At 44.9% G+C, this 17,341-nt stretch carries 14 protein-coding genes and 2 pseudogenes; all 16 read left to right on the top strand.

What is annotated here, in order from left to right; all coding sequences use genetic code 11:
* Position 1 precedes the first annotated feature (1 nt).
* The 16 genes and pseudogenes from ACMGG3_RS08760 to ACMGG3_RS08685 all read left to right on the top strand — a co-directional run bounded on the left by ACMGG3_RS08760 (position 2) and on the right by ACMGG3_RS08685 (position 17,287).
* Positions 2-1,078, top strand: a complete 1,077-nt coding sequence (locus ACMGG3_RS08760) for a hypothetical protein (RefSeq protein WP_414149793.1) — start codon at positions 2-4, stop codon at positions 1,076-1,078.
* A 76-nt stretch (positions 1,079-1,154) separates the two neighbouring features.
* Positions 1,155-1,601: a DcrB-related protein gene (locus tag ACMGG3_RS08755; RefSeq protein ID WP_138614198.1), complete on the top strand. Its 447-nt coding sequence runs from the start codon at positions 1,155-1,157 to the stop codon at positions 1,599-1,601.
* Positions 1,602-1,604: 3 nt separating this feature from the next.
* Entirely contained in the window at positions 1,605-5,993 is a 4,389-nt protein-coding gene (locus tag ACMGG3_RS08750) for an RHS repeat-associated core domain-containing protein (RefSeq protein WP_414149792.1), read from the top strand.
* On the top strand, positions 5,993-6,991 hold the full coding sequence (locus ACMGG3_RS08745) for a hypothetical protein (protein WP_414149791.1): 999 nt from the start codon (positions 5,993-5,995) through the stop codon (positions 6,989-6,991). The genes ACMGG3_RS08750 and ACMGG3_RS08745 overlap by 1 nt, the downstream gene beginning before the upstream one ends.
* Before the next feature lie 762 nt (positions 6,992-7,753).
* On the top strand, positions 7,754-8,236 hold the full coding sequence (locus tag ACMGG3_RS08740; RefSeq protein ID WP_414149790.1) for a hypothetical protein: 483 nt from the start codon (positions 7,754-7,756) through the stop codon (positions 8,234-8,236).
* Positions 8,237-8,691: 455 nt separating this feature from the next.
* Positions 8,692-9,643 (top strand): annotated as a pseudogene (locus tag ACMGG3_RS08735) (RHS repeat-associated core domain-containing protein); the annotation flags it as partial.
* Positions 9,612-9,944 carry a hypothetical protein gene (locus ACMGG3_RS08730; RefSeq protein ID WP_080010521.1) on the top strand — a complete coding sequence of 111 codons (333 nt, stop codon included), beginning with the start codon at positions 9,612-9,614 and terminating at the stop codon, positions 9,942-9,944. The pseudogene ACMGG3_RS08735 and the gene ACMGG3_RS08730, both read left to right, overlap by 32 nt.
* 103 nt (positions 9,945-10,047) lie before the next feature.
* A complete protein-coding gene (locus tag ACMGG3_RS08725) occupies positions 10,048-10,707 on the top strand; it encodes an Imm43 family immunity protein (RefSeq protein WP_414149789.1) in 660 nt (219 codons plus the stop codon).
* Positions 10,708-10,850: 143 nt separating this feature from the next.
* Positions 10,851-11,417, top strand: a complete 567-nt coding sequence (locus tag ACMGG3_RS08720) for a hypothetical protein (protein WP_414149788.1) — start codon at positions 10,851-10,853, stop codon at positions 11,415-11,417.
* Positions 11,418-11,542: 125 nt separating this feature from the next.
* Complete coding sequence (locus tag ACMGG3_RS08715) at positions 11,543-11,968, top strand: hypothetical protein (protein ID WP_032669715.1); 426 nt, start codon at positions 11,543-11,545, stop codon at positions 11,966-11,968.
* Positions 11,969-12,056: 88 nt separating this feature from the next.
* Entirely contained in the window at positions 12,057-12,539 is a 483-nt protein-coding gene (locus tag ACMGG3_RS08710; RefSeq protein WP_080010520.1) for an SMI1/KNR4 family protein, read from the top strand.
* Positions 12,540-13,381: 842 nt separating this feature from the next.
* The gene (locus ACMGG3_RS08705; protein ID WP_071820438.1) at positions 13,382-13,747 is read left to right on the top strand and encodes a hypothetical protein; all 366 of its coding nucleotides are present in this window, start codon (positions 13,382-13,384) and stop codon (positions 13,745-13,747) included.
* A 259-nt stretch (positions 13,748-14,006) separates the two neighbouring features.
* Positions 14,007-14,450: a DUF6386 family protein gene (locus ACMGG3_RS08700; protein ID WP_041162709.1), complete on the top strand. Its 444-nt coding sequence runs from the start codon at positions 14,007-14,009 to the stop codon at positions 14,448-14,450.
* A gap of 162 nt (positions 14,451-14,612) precedes the next feature.
* Positions 14,613-15,626: pseudogene (locus ACMGG3_RS08695) on the top strand (RHS repeat domain-containing protein); the annotation flags it as partial.
* 452 nt (positions 15,627-16,078) lie between these two features.
* Positions 16,079-16,597, top strand: coding sequence for a hypothetical protein (locus ACMGG3_RS08690; RefSeq protein ID WP_414149787.1), 519 nt, complete (start codon positions 16,079-16,081; stop codon positions 16,595-16,597).
* 396 nt (positions 16,598-16,993) lie between these two features.
* Positions 16,994-17,287 (top strand): YciI family protein, encoded by a 294-nt coding sequence (locus ACMGG3_RS08685; protein ID WP_014170518.1) that lies wholly within the window; start codon positions 16,994-16,996, stop codon positions 17,285-17,287.
* Positions 17,288-17,341: the final 54 nt, after the last annotated feature.

The following is a 17,341-nucleotide window of genomic DNA, read 5'->3' as shown; positions in this document are numbered from 1 at the left end:
TATGAAAAGGAAATATCTGGCAGCCGTATTGCTCACCGCTTTCTTGGCAGATGCAGCTGAAACTGCAACTGCGCTAGAGTTATCACAATACAATAAGCTCAATACGGTCAGTCGCATCGTTAACGATAGCGAAGTGACAGACCTCCTCAGAAAGGCCCTGGGAAGCGATTACCAGACGTTTATCAACAATTTTGATGTATTTGGTGAACCGCATTCCACGGCTGACGGAGGATTGTTGATTGAAGGCTGGCTAAAAGATCTTTATCTGGAAAACGCCTCTGCTTTGGTTATCGAACCAGATGGCAAAATCTACGCTGCCTGGGTCATACCCGAGTCTGACGTTATTCATTATCAGTCTTCTGAACATCGCCAGGATATTAACGGCGATATTAAAAAATGGGCTGCAAGATTTGGCACACTGCATTTTGAAACGATAAGCCAATCTGGTCCCGCATTTGGCGGAGTATGGTCAGGCGAGTATGCGAACGACTCGACGTTAACTCTGCGGTTAGCTGAATCAGGTGGCCGTATCTCCGGATCTTATTGCTATATTTCTCAAAGAGGAAACCGCATTGATTGCCCGGAAGATGATGAGCGTAATCTTAGCGGTATGATCGCGGGCAATCGTGCCAATGTTGAGTTCAACTCATCGTTTGGCGGTATAGGCGGACGGGCTGTTCTGGAAATTAATGGGAGTGAAATGGAATGGCGTTTAGTTACTCCTCCTCAAAAAGGAAATTATTATGCTCCGCAGCGTTATACGTTACAGAAAGCTGCTTCGGCTCAGACAGTTGAAACCCGAAAACTCAATACTGAAAAGTTCGCTATTTCTCTGGTCAATAAATGCGGGCGTTTTACTAGTGAATGTGATCAGATGTATTATCTCGGCGTGCGCAAAAGTGATAATAGTACGATCTCCCTTAAGGGGAAAACGTTGCACGATCCTGCAGGTAAAATAATTGGCTCTACCTATAAGAATGGCGAGATCGCTTACACCGTGACTTACTCACCCGTGAAATTGGTCGTGAGCAAAGGCAGCCATGTGTTAGTTGAACAGTCAGGTCAGTGGCTTAAATAATGCATTCGCCAGCCCAAAGGCCAGCATGGATTGGCCCCTTTTATTTCTCACACTATTAATCATCCCGAGTTCACTTATGAAATATACCCTCCAGGAAGGTTCCTTCTCCCTTTTTCCTGCCGCGTGGCAGGATAACAGTATGAACATTATTCGCGACGACGAAAGCGGGTTGTCCGTGGTGGTCAGTCGCGGCGTTATTCCGGATGGCAGCGACTATGAGAAAGAGTTTCACCGCCAGTGGGAACTACTACGTCCGCAGATGGGCGAGATTGCCCAAAGTGCATTCCAGAGCGTAAAGGTCGGGCCTGACGGAAAAATTAACGCGCTGGAAGTCGAGACGACCTTTGACAGTAACGGACAGCGCATTTGGCAAAAACAGCTGGCCGTACAAACGCCGGGCAAGCCGAAGCCGGTGTTGATGATTTTTACCCTCTCGGCGCTCAGAGCATTCACCGCAGAGGATGAGGTGCGCTGGAGCGCGCTTAAGCAGAGTTTGACGCTAAACGACAACCGGAATGTGTAAGGCATGAGCGATAACAACGCGGCCCGTCAGGGCGACGAGATCATCCACTCCAGCATTTTTGCGGATATCACCAGTATTGTGGCGGAAGGTGCGGCCTATGCCGTTATCGGCGCTGCCGTAGGCGCGGCGGCAACCGTTGCTGCTCCGCTGCTGGGGGCGGGTGCCGCCGCCGCGGGCGTGGCGGCGATTGGATCCAGCTGTCTGTTAAGTGGGATCATTGGCGGCGTACTGGCAAACGTGGCAGGTATAACTGACGATATCAGCAACGCCGCCGAAGGCTTAGGCAACGCGCTGTTCCCGCCATCACCAGCGGGCAAAATTACCACCGGGTCTGATAACGTTCTGACGAACGCGATTCCCGCGGCACGAGCGGCCGGGACGCTGACGCCCGGCGACACACCGTCACCTGAACCACAGTCTCCGGGCAGCTTTGCCGATTACGCCGGCATGCTGCTTTCCGCCGCTGGACAGTTTGGCAGCGAGATGTGGCAGCCGAGCGTGGCTTCTGCCGCCGCGGGAACCTCGCCGCTGGAAGAAGACAAGGTGGCGTGCGAAAAGCACTCCGGGCCGCAATACCTCGCGGAGGGCTCTAAGAGCGTCTTCATTAACGGGCAGCCCGCGGTACGTGCAAAAGATCGCACCACCTGTGAAGGCACTGTCTCTGATGATGTGTCCCCGAATGTGATCATCGGCGGGGACACGCTCACGGTCCGCGATATCAAAAGCGGTAAAACGCCGGGTCTGGCGCTGGGGATGATTGCGCTCTCCCTGCTGCGCGGACGTCCGGGTAAAATCCTGAAAAATATGCCCTGTGCACTGGCGGCAGCCGGCGGTGGCATGCTGGCCGATATGGCCGTTAATGCTGTGTTTGGCTCCTCGCACCCGGTACATGCTGCAACCGGCGTGAAGGTGCTGAATGATGACGATGAACTCGATTTCTCGCTGCCGGGGCGCTTCCCGCTGCGCTGGCAGCGCAGCTACAACAGCCTGACCACCCGTGAAGGGCTGTTTGGTCTGGGTTGGGCGACAACCTTTGACAGCTATCTGACGCTCGAAGAGAACAACGCGACCTGGTTCGACGAAACCGGCCGTGAGCTGAGCTTTGAGCTGCCGCCCGTCGATCGCGCGTTTTACAGCATCAGCGAAGGCATCATCATCCGCCGCAATGAGAGCGGCGACGTGGCGATTGCCGACGATGACGGCGCGGTATGGCGTCTGTATAAACCGACCCGGGCGAATCCCACCATCCTGCGTCTGGCCTCCCTCAGCGACGAATACGGTAACGCGCTGCTGACGGAGTGGGATGAACACGGCAGGCTGGTCAATCTTCACGATGAGCCACGGGCGATTGATGTCACCCTGCGCTATGAAGATGAGCGTTTCCCACAGCGCGCCACCTCTGCCAGCCATTTTGACGGCAACCGTACCTGGCCGCTGATGCAGTGGGGTTACGATGCGCGTGGCCAGCTGGCGAGTGTGACGGATGCCTCTGGCGTAGTAACGCGTGAATACCGCTATAACGACCACGGCCTGATGGTCTGGCACCGCCTGTCAGGCGGGCTGGAGAGCGAATACCGCTGGCAAAAATTCGACCACTGGCGCGTGGTGGAAAACCGCACCAGCACCGGCGACGGCTGCCGCTTCACCTACGATTTAGCCGCCGGGCTGACGACCGTCGAGCACTACGATGGCCAGACGCGTAAGCACTACTGGAACGCGCAAAATCTGATTGTCCGCTACGTTGACGAGCGCGGTGAAAACTGGTGCTACGAGTGGGATGAAAACGAACTTCTGACCCGTCGCGTCGATCCCCTCGGGAACGCCGTCACCTTCGTCTACGACGAAATGGGCAACCGGGTGCAGGAAATCGACGCCGACGGCAATACCCGCACCACCACCTGGCTGGAGCACCGCGCGCTGCCGTCAGCCATCATTGAAGCCGACGGCAGTGCGACCCGTTTCTGGTACGACGAACATCACGGGCTGAAGCGTGTGGTAGACCCGATGGGGCAGACAACACTGCTGCGCCGGGACGAGTTTGGTCAGGTCGTTGAAGAAGTTGATGCCGCGGGAAACAGTCGCTACCAGGAGTACAACGAGGCCGGGCAGGTCATTCGAGCCACAGACTGTTCAGGACGAATAACCCGCTATACCTATCATCCGCTGGGCTGGTTAACGACTGAGATCGGCGCTGACGGCGAAGAGACGCGCTATCGCTACGATGCCGCAGGGCGTCCGGTGCAACTCGATCGACCGGAAGGCTGGACAGAGTCGCTCGCATGGAACGAACGCGGCCTGCCGGTGACGCATGCGGGCGCTGATGGCAAAGAAAGTGAGTTTAAATATGACGAGGCAGGACGATTAACCGCTACGCGTAATACTCAGGGTGAAGAGGTCCGCCGCCGCTGGGACAGCCGCGGGCGACTGATTGCCCTGGAAAATGAAAACGGCGAAGCGTACCAGTTCCGCTGGGGCGCGGACTCGCTGCTGCTGGAAGAGGTGGGGCTCGATGGCGTGGCCTCACAGTATCGCTATGACGCCTGCGGGCGTACGATAGCGCGCACGTTTGCCGCCGGTCATCCGGAAGCCATCACCCATGCCTTCGCCTGGAGCGCCAGTGGCCAGCTGGTTGCCCGCACCACGCCGGAAGGGCAGACCCGTTATCACTACACACCGTCAGGTTTGCTGAGTCGTATTGGACTTCATCCGGCACTTTCCGTTGACGCCTGGAGTGCAGAGGCAGAACAGGAACTTGCCTTTGACTATGACGCCCTGGGGCGTGTCACGCGTGAAGTGGGCGAGCACGGTGAGCTGACATGGGAGTATGATGCTCTCGGCAACCGCACCTCCGTCACGCTGCCCGATGGCCGCGAGCTGAAGCAGTTTTACTACGGCAGCGGGCATCTGCTCAGCATTGCTCTCGATAAGCTGTCGGTCTCCGATTTTACCCGCGATGAACTCCACCGGGAGACCAGCCGCACTCAGGGGCTGCTGACCACCCGTAGCGAATACGATCGTCTTGGGCGACTGCATCGCCGGGACGTCTTTACCGGCAATGCCCAGCGCCCGTCGCCGCGCCGCTGGTCCCGCCGCTGGGATTACGACTACCGCAATAACCTGGTGCGGGAAGAGCGGGACGATAACCCGTTCAGCTGGTACCGCTGGCAGTACGACAGCGCCGGGCGTCTGCTCGTTCAGGACGGCACGCTGCCCGGCCAGGAGCAGTGGCGCTGGGACGCTGCCGGTAACCCGCTCGAAGGATCTGCTGAGAAGGTCACGCACAACCGCCTGACGCAGCTGAACGGCATTCGCTGGCGTTATGACATCCATGGCCGTACCGTGGAGAAAGATAACGGCCAGACCCGCTGGCACTACCGCTACGACGGTGAGCACCGTCTGACGGAAGTCATCAGCCAGCCGCGGGACCGCAACAAACCGCAGACGCAGGTCAGCTTCCGCTACGATCCGCTCGGGCGACGCATCAGCAAAATACGACGCCAGATGCTGGGCGGACAGCCAACCGGCAAGCCGATCACCACCCGGTTTGTCTGGGAAGGGTTCCGTCTGCTGCAGGAAGTGCACGGGGACGTGCCGCTGACCTACGTCTACAGCGATCAGGACAGCTACGACCCGCTGGCGCGTATTGACGGCGTAGATGCCCCGGAGATCTTCTGGTTCCACTGTCAGCCGAACGGCACGCCCGAGCGGGTGACGGATATCGAAGGGCAGGTGCGCTGGGAAGGGGTGAACAGCGCCTGGGGCAAGCTGCTACGGGAAAGCGAGACGCAGGTATCAGGATATTCTCAGAACCTGCGCATGCAGGGGCAATACCTGGACCGTGAGACAGGGCTGCACTACAATCTGTTCCGGTATTACGACCCGGACTGCGGTAGGTTTACGCAGCAGGACCCGATAGGGCTGGCGGGGGGGATAAACCTTTACCAGTATGGTGCAAATAGTTTAACCCGAATAGACCCTCTGGGATTAAAACAAGAGGAAGTTATACGCTATATGAGTAAAGATGAAGCGATTGCATCAGCTTCTGAACGCGATGGTAAAGGCGGATTGGTTCCTAATAATCGTGGTGAAAAAGCCATATGGGTTAATCATGATAGCCGACCAGGGTTTAACCCTGGAAATGAAAAGTATCGTGCCGTTATGACCGTAAATGACTCTGGGGTTGAGCTTCTTAATCAACATAGTGATATATCAAAAGTTGATTACAAAGAAACCGGGCTGAAAGATGGAGTTCTATCAAAGAGAAATGAACCTGGAGCTAGGGGCATCGGTAAAAATATCCTTTCTCGTTTTAATGATAAAATCACTTCATTCCAGATTGAAAAGAAAGATGCTAAAGGTAATTGGAAGAAATGTGGTAAGAGGATTACTTAATGATTTTTGAAATGTATCTACATAAAATTGAACACTTCACTAATGCGAGAGCAGAGATTGAAAGTTTTGGAAATTATGTCTATGTTCAAGATGAACCAGACCTTTTTCCCGTTTATTTTAAAAAAGAAAATGGGAAGTATGCAGAGTTGAGTCGTTGGCAAACTTGCTTTCCTAAGGTTATGTTACAGCGTGCATTAAAGAAGCTAGGCCTAAGTGAAGAAGGGAAATATGCATTTGAAGTTTTTCTTTCTCGATTAGGTTATCTGTTTCAAATAGATAATCGACAGCGTATAGATAAAGATATCGTTATATTATTTTATATACATCAACTTCTTTCCTTAAAAAACAGCAAAGAAGATTACGCAATAAAAGCAAAAGACTTTTTTTTAAGGTTGTTGTGTTTTGAAATGGGCATGGATGATGACTCTTATAATTTGCTATGCATTACTAATGACGGGCTCTGTATAAATACTGTTCAGCATGGCAATGTAACTGTATTATCATTGCTTGAGCAATTTTATGCACAATTTGAAAAAAAGAAAAACTTTGAAGATATTAAGGCTATAAAATACTATCAATCATCGGTATTAAATTTTTTGTTTGTTGCGAATAACGAAGATAATCACCTGTTGTTTAATGATAAAAATTGCTACCTTATCGATCCTGGCAATTTTATTAATGCATATAAAAAATCTAAAAAAATAATATATAAAGCTTTGGAGCAGTGTTTTGATAAGTATCAATCTACAAAAAATTTATTAATATCCAACTTCATTCTAATGAATTACGCTTATTATATTCTTAGAGATAATTTAGCAGATCTTAAAACATTGAGAAGACACGTTTCTTCAGATATATTTGGAAGGATAATTTCCGCTATAGTATACAGAGGTTTCTTTGTAGATGAAGAAAAAATACTGAGGTTAGTTGGTGATGAATATAAATTCGGACCTGAAGGTGAAGATCGGAAATTATTTAATTTAATATATTCGATTTAAAATGTTAATGTTCGACCACAATCGAGGGTGTTAGGATTTGAATAATGAATCCGATGTGGAACCCTCGATTCTAAAAAGCCAGGTTATGGACTGTTAATAACTTTACGGTACGCATGTTGTCAATAGAACAATATGTATACCTCTTACAGTGCATTAGTGTACGCTGCTATAAAGATTACAGATTATTTTCTTAACAAAAAGTATCATATGAATTTTATTGATGTTCGGTATTTAAGGTTATGCTAACAAACCACTGACGACTTTGTGGCATTCGCTGGCGCTATGACTCAATAAACTTACCGAATGTGTTGAAAGATAACGTCCAGATTTCCTCTCAACCTCATATTCATGGTAATGAATACTGGAATGTTTATCGCGAAGTTGATGGTGCTAATGTGGTAAGTGGCAAGGACCTCATAATAAAGATTATAAAGGTATTGATAGTTACTCGAACAGAACGCTTAAAAAAGAACGATCCTCTATGCATTGCATTCAAATGGTGATCAGTTACCTGCATATACCATAACTCATACTACAGTTAGGCAATCTAAAGGTGATTCATTAGGATATCATGAGGTGTCACAAGTGACACTTAACTCAGATTTCCCTATAGGAACCAAAGTTAGGGAATATTATGTATCTAAGGATATATTTGTTTCTAGTGGTTGTGCAACGGCGAATCCTCAATCCGGAAAGGGGGGGGCAGTTTTACATACCTGAAGAAGCAAGAGGTAAATTAATTCCTGGTAAGATTATAGATATATGAAGAAGATGACATTTAATGTTAAAAATGGGAATGTTAAAATTGATGGTTATCCTATTGAACTTAGCTCTTTTGAAACATTCACTTCATCTGAATTTTACAAAACCCATCCGCAATTCACTAAGATAGGTAAATTTTATTTTTCGAAAAATGATATTGAATGGGAAGGGCAGAACTTTATCGTAGAGTTCAGACCAGCAATTTTCTCATTTAATCCATCTCTTTTTCTTACAAATAAAGACGGAGATTTTTATCAATCACTCAAAGATTGGGATAAGAGGGCATCGTTAAAAAATCTAGAAAAGGAAGAAAGACGATTGACAGAATGGGTTCAAAATAAATTTTCCAGAAAGAATATGGGAAAGATAAATAAGCCTCCATATGGAACAAAATGGACTTATGAATGGGGAGAGATAACAGTGCAATCAAATGAAAGATCCTTTGATTGTGGGATATATATTGAATGGGATCTTAATCTCTGATGGTAATAAATCGTACATTACATATATGAGTTATCCATTCATGAAACGGAAGTCATATTGTCCAATAGTGATATTTAAATTTATTATAGATGACTGCCTTATTTGGTATACGAGATAAAAAGTCGGATTAATCCCTTTTTTTAAATGAAATAATAATCTTCTTTGTACATCTTTTATAAGTGAGTCTAAAAAAGAGAAATGTATAATGAAATGCATAAAGAATAGTTAGGTAATAATTTTGTAAAAATTGGATTTATGGCGAGATGAATTACTCACTTTCAGGATTCACTATATACACCTTAGTTGATCTTTCAATAAAAAATCAAGATATGGCGTTGGTTATTAGTAAATGCCATAAGGTAAAGAGAGTCTCAAGACACAACTGAAACTATTTAAACTTTACTCAGGAAGTTTAGTATGTCGCCATCTTTAACAGTGCAATTTTTCCATTCTGTACGCAGGGGGCGCTGACCACCCGCAACGAGTACGACTATTTTGGTCGACTGCATCGCCGGAACGTCTTTACCGGCAATGCCCAGCGTCCGGCACCGCGATGCGAGTCCCGCCACTGGGATTACGACTACCGCAATAACCTGGTACGGGAAGATCGGGATGATAACCCGTTCAGCTGGTACCGCTGGCAATACGAAAGCGTCGGGCGTTTGCTTGTTCAGGACGGCACGCTACCCGGGCAGGAGCAGTGGCGCTGGGATGCTGCCGGTAAACCGCTTGAAGGTTCTGCTGAGAAGGTTACGCACAACCGCCTGACGCAGCTGAATGGTATTCGCTGGCATAATAATATCCATGCTCGCACCGTAGAGAAGGATAACGGCCAAACCCGAGGAACCGCAACAAACCGCAGACGCAGGTCAGCTTCCGCTACGATCCGCTCGGTCGCCGCATCAGCAAAACGCGACGCCAGATGATGGGCGGACAGCCAACCGTCAAGCCGGTCACTACCCGGTTTGTCTGGGAAGGGGTCCGCCTGCTGCAGGAGGTGCACGGGGACGTGCCGCTGACCTGTGTCTAAAGCGATCAGGACAGCTACGACCCGCTGGCGCGCATTGATGGCGTGGATGCCCCGGAGATCTTCTGGTTCCACTATCAGCCGAACGGCACGCCGGAGCGGATGACGGATATTGAAGGGCAGGTGCGCTGGGAAGGGGTGAACAGCGCCTGGGGCAAGCTGCTGCGGGAAAGTGAAACGCAGGTATCAGGATATTCCCAGAACCTGCGGATGCAGGGGCAATACCTGGATCGTGAGACAGGGCTGCACTACAAACTGTTCCTGTATTACGGCCCGGGCTGCGGACGGTTTACGCATCAGGACCCGATAGGGCTGGCGGGGGGATAGACCTTTACCAGTATGCGCCGAATGCGCTGGGATGGGTGGATCCGTGGGGGGTTATTTAATAGCGGTATATTAGTTAAAGATAAGTCTGGCAAAGTTGGAGATCGACTCTCTGCTTACCATGTTATACCCGCTGAGGTGTGGAAAGAGAACCGATCATTCTTCAATAATATTGGCATCGGTAAAGACATGGACTTTGCATTTAATGGTATTTATTTGCCAGGCAGCGCAACAGCAATGAAACAAGATGCAGGAAAGGAATGGATGTTTTCCATAGCAGTAATCATCATAACTATAGTGGTATTGTCCGCCAGCGAATTGCTCGTGTTGAGCAACGATATAATTCTGGGATATTAGATGCTAAAGGGACGAGGATAGCTATAAGGCGGACCCAGATTGATATGAAGAATTAAATTTGGATGGGTCATATTCCCACAACAAAATGCAGGGGAATGAATTAATGTCCTATCATGTGATCATGAATGACTTTGAATCATCACTCATGCCAAGAAATTTACAGGGCACGGTTGATGAAAGATTACAGATCGATGAAAACTGGAAAATAGAAGGCTCTTCATTTTCCTTCCCTTATCGAATAACAGACGATGCATGTCCAGAACGTATTTATTTGTTGTGCAATAAAAATGTTGGGGCTTTGAAATTTGACTATTATAAAAAAGACTTTGGGCACTTGATGGACAAGTCTTTATTTTCAATTTTAGAAAATTATAAGCACAATGTTATTTTTGACCGAGATATAACACCAGTTTCGATTGGGAATGGACAAGTTCTTCGAGATGATTTTAAATATGTATATTTTCCCGGCGTGGATGTTATAGATGAAGAAAAATCTATTCTTGAAGATGATAAATTCGGAGATATCATACCTTTTAAAATTGAATTAAAGAATGATGCGATTGAATATGATATTTTTTCGTTTAGCGGCACATTATTAGGAGGGTTTATTATTATTAAAAAAAAGGTTAAGGAAGTTATTGAAAGTAAAGGCTTTCGGGGTTTGAAGCTTGTTCAACTGGAAAATGCTTTAGACGTTTTCTGTGAAGATTATTTTTACGAAATAGACTCAAATCGTAAGAGAAAGGGCAATAAACTACCTTAATATTGAATGGTGTCGTGCCATCACTGATTCTTTATTTTTCTTTTTTAATGGTGCGAAAAACTTCTTTGGATGATGAGTCCATTTTTCAACTATAGATCATAGTAGTTTTACGAGTAATCAATAATGTTAACTCTTAAAGAGGAATGATGTATATAAAAAATACTATTCAAGACTTTGTTATCAAATTCAAAACGAATGATTTAAATATGGGAGAGATAGACTTTACAGCAGAAGAAAATGAAAGTTCTCTCCCTGCGAATTTAAATGGCGAAATTCGATTTTTTTATAGCCATTTGATTTTAAATGACCATCCAACATTTTATGGTACTTTCTTTATACAAATTGTTGAGTCTCAAGATCTCAATGAAATATTATCAGGTTGGCGAGTTCAAAATGATACGGCCTGGCACGATGAGTATATAATCTTTGCTGAAAGAAATGGAGACGTTCTTTTTTGTGACACCCGAAATATAACATCTCCTGTTTATGGTAGTATTCAAAAACGAAACTTTATCATTTCCGGTTCCTTAGCTGACTTTTTGGATGTTTTTTGTTCTGCCATTGAGATAGAGCAAAGTAAATATGATGGTGATGGTACAGATGATGATTTTAATTTCAGAGAGGATTTTCTGGAAGATATCGATTTTATGCTTAAAGGCAAACTAAAGGATGTTGAGGCAAAAGGGTTTAAGCAATTCTTTTTTGGTTAACTTTTTATTTTTTAATATTAAAAATAACATTTTTTAGAGAACTTCTTTATTCAAAAGTATTTATGGCTCATGTCAGCTTTTATATTGGTTAGGAGGTTTCTTTGCGATTCACCATCAATAAACACATGAAAATCGGTTACGATAAATTTGATGAAAAAAGAGTTACATCTTTTATAGAAAAAGGAAATGAGTTTCATGATGATAAAAAATATACTGAGGCGTTAGAGCAATACCACAAAGCCTGGCAAGCTCTTCCTGAGCCGAAGCTCGAATGGGAAATTGCCAACTGGATCTGTGCATGCATATACAGCGCATATTTTGATCTGGCGGATTATGCTGAGGCAAAGAAATGGGGAGAGACGACATTACGGACATGTGGATCGGATATAGACACTGCACCCTTAATCGATCTCGGCATGGTCTGTTATGAGTTGAATCAATTTGAGGAAGCGTATAAATATTTTAACGATGCTTATAACTACGGCAAAGAGCGTGCATTTCAGGATAGACCTAGAAAATACCTTGAATTTTTTTTGCGCAAAAGAACATGAATACATCGTTATTTACCTTTTAAAGGTGGCTTGAATAAATATGTTCCATGTAATTGCTTACGGAGTGTAATTACTACGTCATAATCTGATGAATAACTTCAAAAAATGTGAAAAAAAGATTGGACGTGCAGATATTTATAAAACGGAAAGTAAATTATCTATTACCCTTCCGGATGATTTCGTATCACATTATCTGCAATTTAATGGTGGCATTCCTGAGAAAAGTTGGTGGGACGGTGATGAAGGTTTTGAGCCAGTAGAGGTAGCAGGATTTAAACCGTTTGTTTATAATACTCAGACAAATGATGATCCTAGGTCTTTAATTGACGGTTGCTATATTAGCATGTTGGATAGGGAAGTGATTCCTAGGAACCTACTTCCTTTCGCAAATGATTGGGGAGGGAATTTCTTTTGTCTGAATTTAGATAATTATTCAATTGTATATTTTGCTACAGATTCTTTTGATGAAGATTTGACTATGCAAGAGAATCATATAAAACTTCAAAGATATCTGACAAATTCATTTTCCAACTTTGTTGATGGATTGGTAACAGAAGAGAGTCTTCCTTAAAGAATAATTAATAAGTTTGCGACTTATTTAATTCTGCTGCTGTGAAGTCTATTTTTATGAAACTCTGTAGCAAGCCATAAATTTCTAGTTAAAAACTAAAAATGCAACGTATTTTTCCCTTTAATTAACAATTACCATCTTTGGTCATGAATTTGTTATTTCTCAGAAATAGTAACTATCCTTTAGGACCAGTTACTGTTCAAACGAAAAATAGGTTGAGAATGAAATAATCTCAAACCCTAAGCTTGAAATTAACAATCCTCAATATGGAATTCAATGGGATCATGAATGGGGAAGAATTGTTGTACAGTCTAATGAAAAAAACTTCGACTGTGGAATTTATATCGAATGGAATGTTTGACTAAATGAAATTATCAATTAATAAAATCCCCCCATTTGCTTATCACCTAACCTGTCTATTAATGGAGCTAAAGGTTTAGATAAAGTGAAAATAACAAATCGACTGAAAAAGAAGTTATTAGTCCTAGATGGCAATGACAATGATTTCATAGAGTATGGAAAGGAACTAGCATGCCCTGAATGCGAAGGTGTAATAATATATTCCATAGTAAATTCATATGGTTTTGACTCGCTCACCGAAGAGGTAAAATGCTTTCTTGTTAAGAAAATGAGAGGTGTGAAGTATCTTAGTGAAGATAATAAATATAGCTATGATGAAAGCCAATTGTATGTTTCGAAAAATACATGTCAAAACTGTTTAAAAGACTTTTCAACTGTCTTTACGTATAAAGAAGTTCAGCCAGCCCGGTACCGTGTATATCTTGTGGGGTTTTTTGAAGGTGACTTGAAACAGATCAAATATTGTAATTTTAGATTTACCTATGATTGAAAATCTCAATTGTATTAAAGAAAATGATCTGCTTGAATGGACGCATGGTGAAAGTAACGTACTGATTACTATGCCATTTTTAGACTGTGCAATGATAGATTCAACACGCCAATTAGTCTTTGCGTTAAGCGAACCAAAGCCATTACCAACCGTTTTGACAATTTTCAATGCTCGGGGCGAAACACTGTTGTCGTCTGCACCTCCTGAAGGCGCTATTTTCTATTACTTAACATTCAATCTATCAAAGGAAGTGGTTGTCGTCTGTAGTTATGCAGTACAAGAGAATGGCTGGTATGATTGGTTTTATTCCTTTGATATGAAGCGTAATGCGTTAACTCGAACTGGCTCAGCGTATTAAGATCAAATGCCCTTAGAAATGATAAGGCAAGCTGTTTCTGTGTGCTTTGAAAAGATGTTCGGCTCAGCTCCTGATCTAAGTAAGTAAAATGCTGATCATCTGTTCATTTAATTGTTGAAGATTTGCCTGTACAAAGAGTATAAATGCTGAATGAAACAATTAATAAAAGTGTCGGTAGTTCTTGGAAAATACAGGTAGAAAGGCGGGATTTCCGCTGGGGATGTCATCAGGGAAATAATATTTCAATAGGGGGGGTAAAATGAATAAATCCATTTATGTCCAGACGGATACTGCCACATTAGTTATTTATGATTTGATGTCATTAAAACATAGAATTGATAATGATGCAGATTGGTGGAGTCTTCCAGAAGATGAAATTGAAGAAATAAATAAAGGGAATGTATTATTTCTCAATCTTGGAGAGGATGGTGCCTATAAAATTCATATAAGAAATAATGTTGACGAATATGTTGGGGCACTATTTTTAAACGTACCTTCTGGAAAGGTTTTCATTGGAGCGGGAGAGGATGTCACGGGCGGAGATCTTGAGCCTGATGACTCAGATGCTATTTCTGGTGAGTTTATTATTTTAGAACCTGGTAGTTACAAAGTTAAATTTAAAAAGCAAGGTTCAGATGTTCTAATTTCCTTTACAAAAGCAACGTTTATTGAAAACTCATTAGAAGAGGGAGTTTATCTCTGAATGAAAATCCACGCCTTGGTGTGGATTTTTTGATTCAAAAAAACAAATGTTAAACAATTAGTTCATCACGTAGTCATTTTTGACAATATCATTTTTTTCCTTTTGCATGTATCTTGCTTGTTTTTTGCGCCTCGCTTACCCTTTCCCTCAATAAATTGTCAGTATACCCGCGACGAACGACTCCACCTTGAGAATCGCCGCCCCCGGGTACTGCTTACAACCCGCAGCGAGTACGACCGTCTTGGTCGACTGCATCGCCGGGATGTATTCACTGGCAATGCGCAGCGTCCGTCGCCGCGCCGCTGGGATTATGACTACCGTAATAACCTGGTACGGGAAGAGCGGGACGATAACCCGTTCAGCTGGTACCGCTGGCAGTACGACAGCGCCCGGCGTTTGCTTGTACAGGACAGCACGTTGCCTGGCCAGGAGCAGTGGCGCTGGGATGCTGCCGGTAACCCGCTGGAAGGTTCTGCTGAGAAGGTCACGGACAACCGCCTGACGCAGCTGAACGGCATTCGCTGGCGCTATGATATCCACGGCCGCACTGTGGAGAAGGATAACGGCCAGACCCGCTGGCACTACCGCTACGACGGTGAAGATCGCCTGACGGAAGTGATTAGCCAGCCGCGGGACCGCAACAAACCGCAGACGCAGGTCAGCTTCCGCTACGATCCGCTCGGTCGCCGCATCAGCAAAACGCGACGCCAGATGCTGGGCGGACAGCCAACCGGCAAGCCGGTCACTACCCGGTTTGTCTGGGAAGGGGTCCGCCTGCTGCAGGAGGTGCACGGGGACGTGCCGCTGACCTGTGTCTAAAGCGATCAGGACAGCTACGACCCGCTGGCGCGCATTGATGGCGTGGATGCCCCGGAGATCTTCTGGTTCCACTATCAGCCGAACGGCACGCCGGAGCGGATGACGGATATTGAAGGGCAGGTGCGCTGGGAAGGGATGAACAGCGCCTGGGGCAAGCTGCTGCGGGAAAGTGAAACGCAGGTATCAGGATATTCCCAGAACCTGCGGATGCAGGGGCAATACCTGGATCGTGAGACAGGGCTGCACTACAAACTGTTCCTGTATTACGGCCCGGGCTGCGGACGGTTTACGCAGCAGGATCTGATAGGGCTATATGGCGGGTTAAATCTTTACAGCTATGCTCCTAATCCATTAGGTTGAATAGCTCCGCTGGGTTTATGCAAGAGAGGGGATCCCAATGCAAATGAGTATATATTTAGGATTCAAGCGGGAATTCCACCAAATGCAAGTCGGGTCAGAATCAAATTAGATTCTGCTAATAACCCCAAAATTCAGCGTGGACCCTTAAATAGTGGAACCTTAAATATCAGTATTGGAGATAGCTCGCATGCTCAGCATTTCCTTGATATTAGAGGTGGTAATGCAGAAATTGTCTCCTTTCAACTTCCTAAGTGGATGGCGGATTTCATAGAAGAAAGTGCAATACCTCAGGCCGTTTATCGTACTAATCCGTTAAATCAAGGTTGGTTAGCTCCTAAGCGTGTCGATCCGACAACGCCAGGTAGATCGTATGAATTACCATCAATATGGGCAGAATGGCTTGAAGAAGTAGCGATTCCAGGCACGGGGAATGTAAAATAGGTTACTATATGAATGTTAATAAAGATGATGAACTCCTTGTAATAGTAAAGAACGAAGGAAGATTTTACTGGTTCGTTGCCTTTAAAGAAATGTGGGTTTTGGACAGAGTTAAATGGGTAGACGATTTTGTGAAAAACGGGGTGGAAATTAACTTACAGGATATCCATAAAGAAAGATATGACATACCAGTAGTAAATGAAGAAAACGTACAAATATTCATTGATAACTTAATTAAAGAGGGTTATTTATACGATAAGGATGATATGTCTGTGGCGTTTTACAATAGGCTTTCAGAAAAAACAACCTGGTGGGATATATATGATATAATGCCGGATTTATTTATAGACTTTGATAGTAAGCGACTATATTCTGAATATGTTGAGAATATGCATTATCACAAATATGTTCCTGATGGATGGTTAGGTAAACTTGTTGATTTCTGCAGTGATGGAACGTTACCTCAAGATGAAATATTCTGGATAAAAAATGAAACAGATTATAGAAGCATTGTGATCGTTAAACGGTAAAAATATACTTTCGGCGTATCATTATTAGACTATGCAATGTTAGATTCAACACGTTAATTAGTCTTTGTATTAAATGAACAAAAGCTGTTACCAGCCGTTTTGACAAACTTCAATGCACTGTGTGAGAAAGTATATTTGTCTGCACTTCCCCAAGGGACTTTTTTATTGCTTAACATTCACTCTTCCAAGGGAAGTTGTCATTGTCTGTAGCTTTGCGGTAAAAAAAACGGCTGGTATGATTGGTTTTTTCCTATGAAGCATAACGTGTTGTCCCAATCCGGACCCGCTTATTAAGATTAAAATACACATAAACGTTATAACAATACTGGGTGGCAACAGAGGAGCTGCATAAACAGTTCCAACAATCGGCGTAAAAACCTAACTGAGAGGCAAAGGATGAGCACGGTTTACATTGTCATTTTGACCTATATAAAACCACTCGATGAAATCGACGCAGCGATACCTGCTCATGTTGAGTGGCTAAAAAAGGGGTATGCAGAGGGGATTTTTCTGGCGTCCGGTAGACGGATCCCAAGAAACGGTGGTGTCATTCTCGCTAAGTGTGAGAGTCTTGCCTCTCTTGAAGAGCGCTTGCGCGAAGATCCTTTTCAGAAGTTAAAGCTTGCGACTGTTGAAATCATTCCCTTTGAACCCAGCATGAAAACAGAACTCCTGGAAAATGTGTTTTAACCCCGTAAGAAAATCAAACGTTAAACAAGAGTTCATGACATCGCCATATTTAAC

Origin of the sequence: Enterobacter sp. BNK-18, assembly GCF_047456135.1 — a bacterium.
Taxonomy (GTDB): Bacteria; Pseudomonadota; Gammaproteobacteria; order Enterobacterales; family Enterobacteriaceae; genus Enterobacter; species Enterobacter ludwigii.
This window is presented reverse-complemented; position numbering and strand designations above follow the sequence as displayed.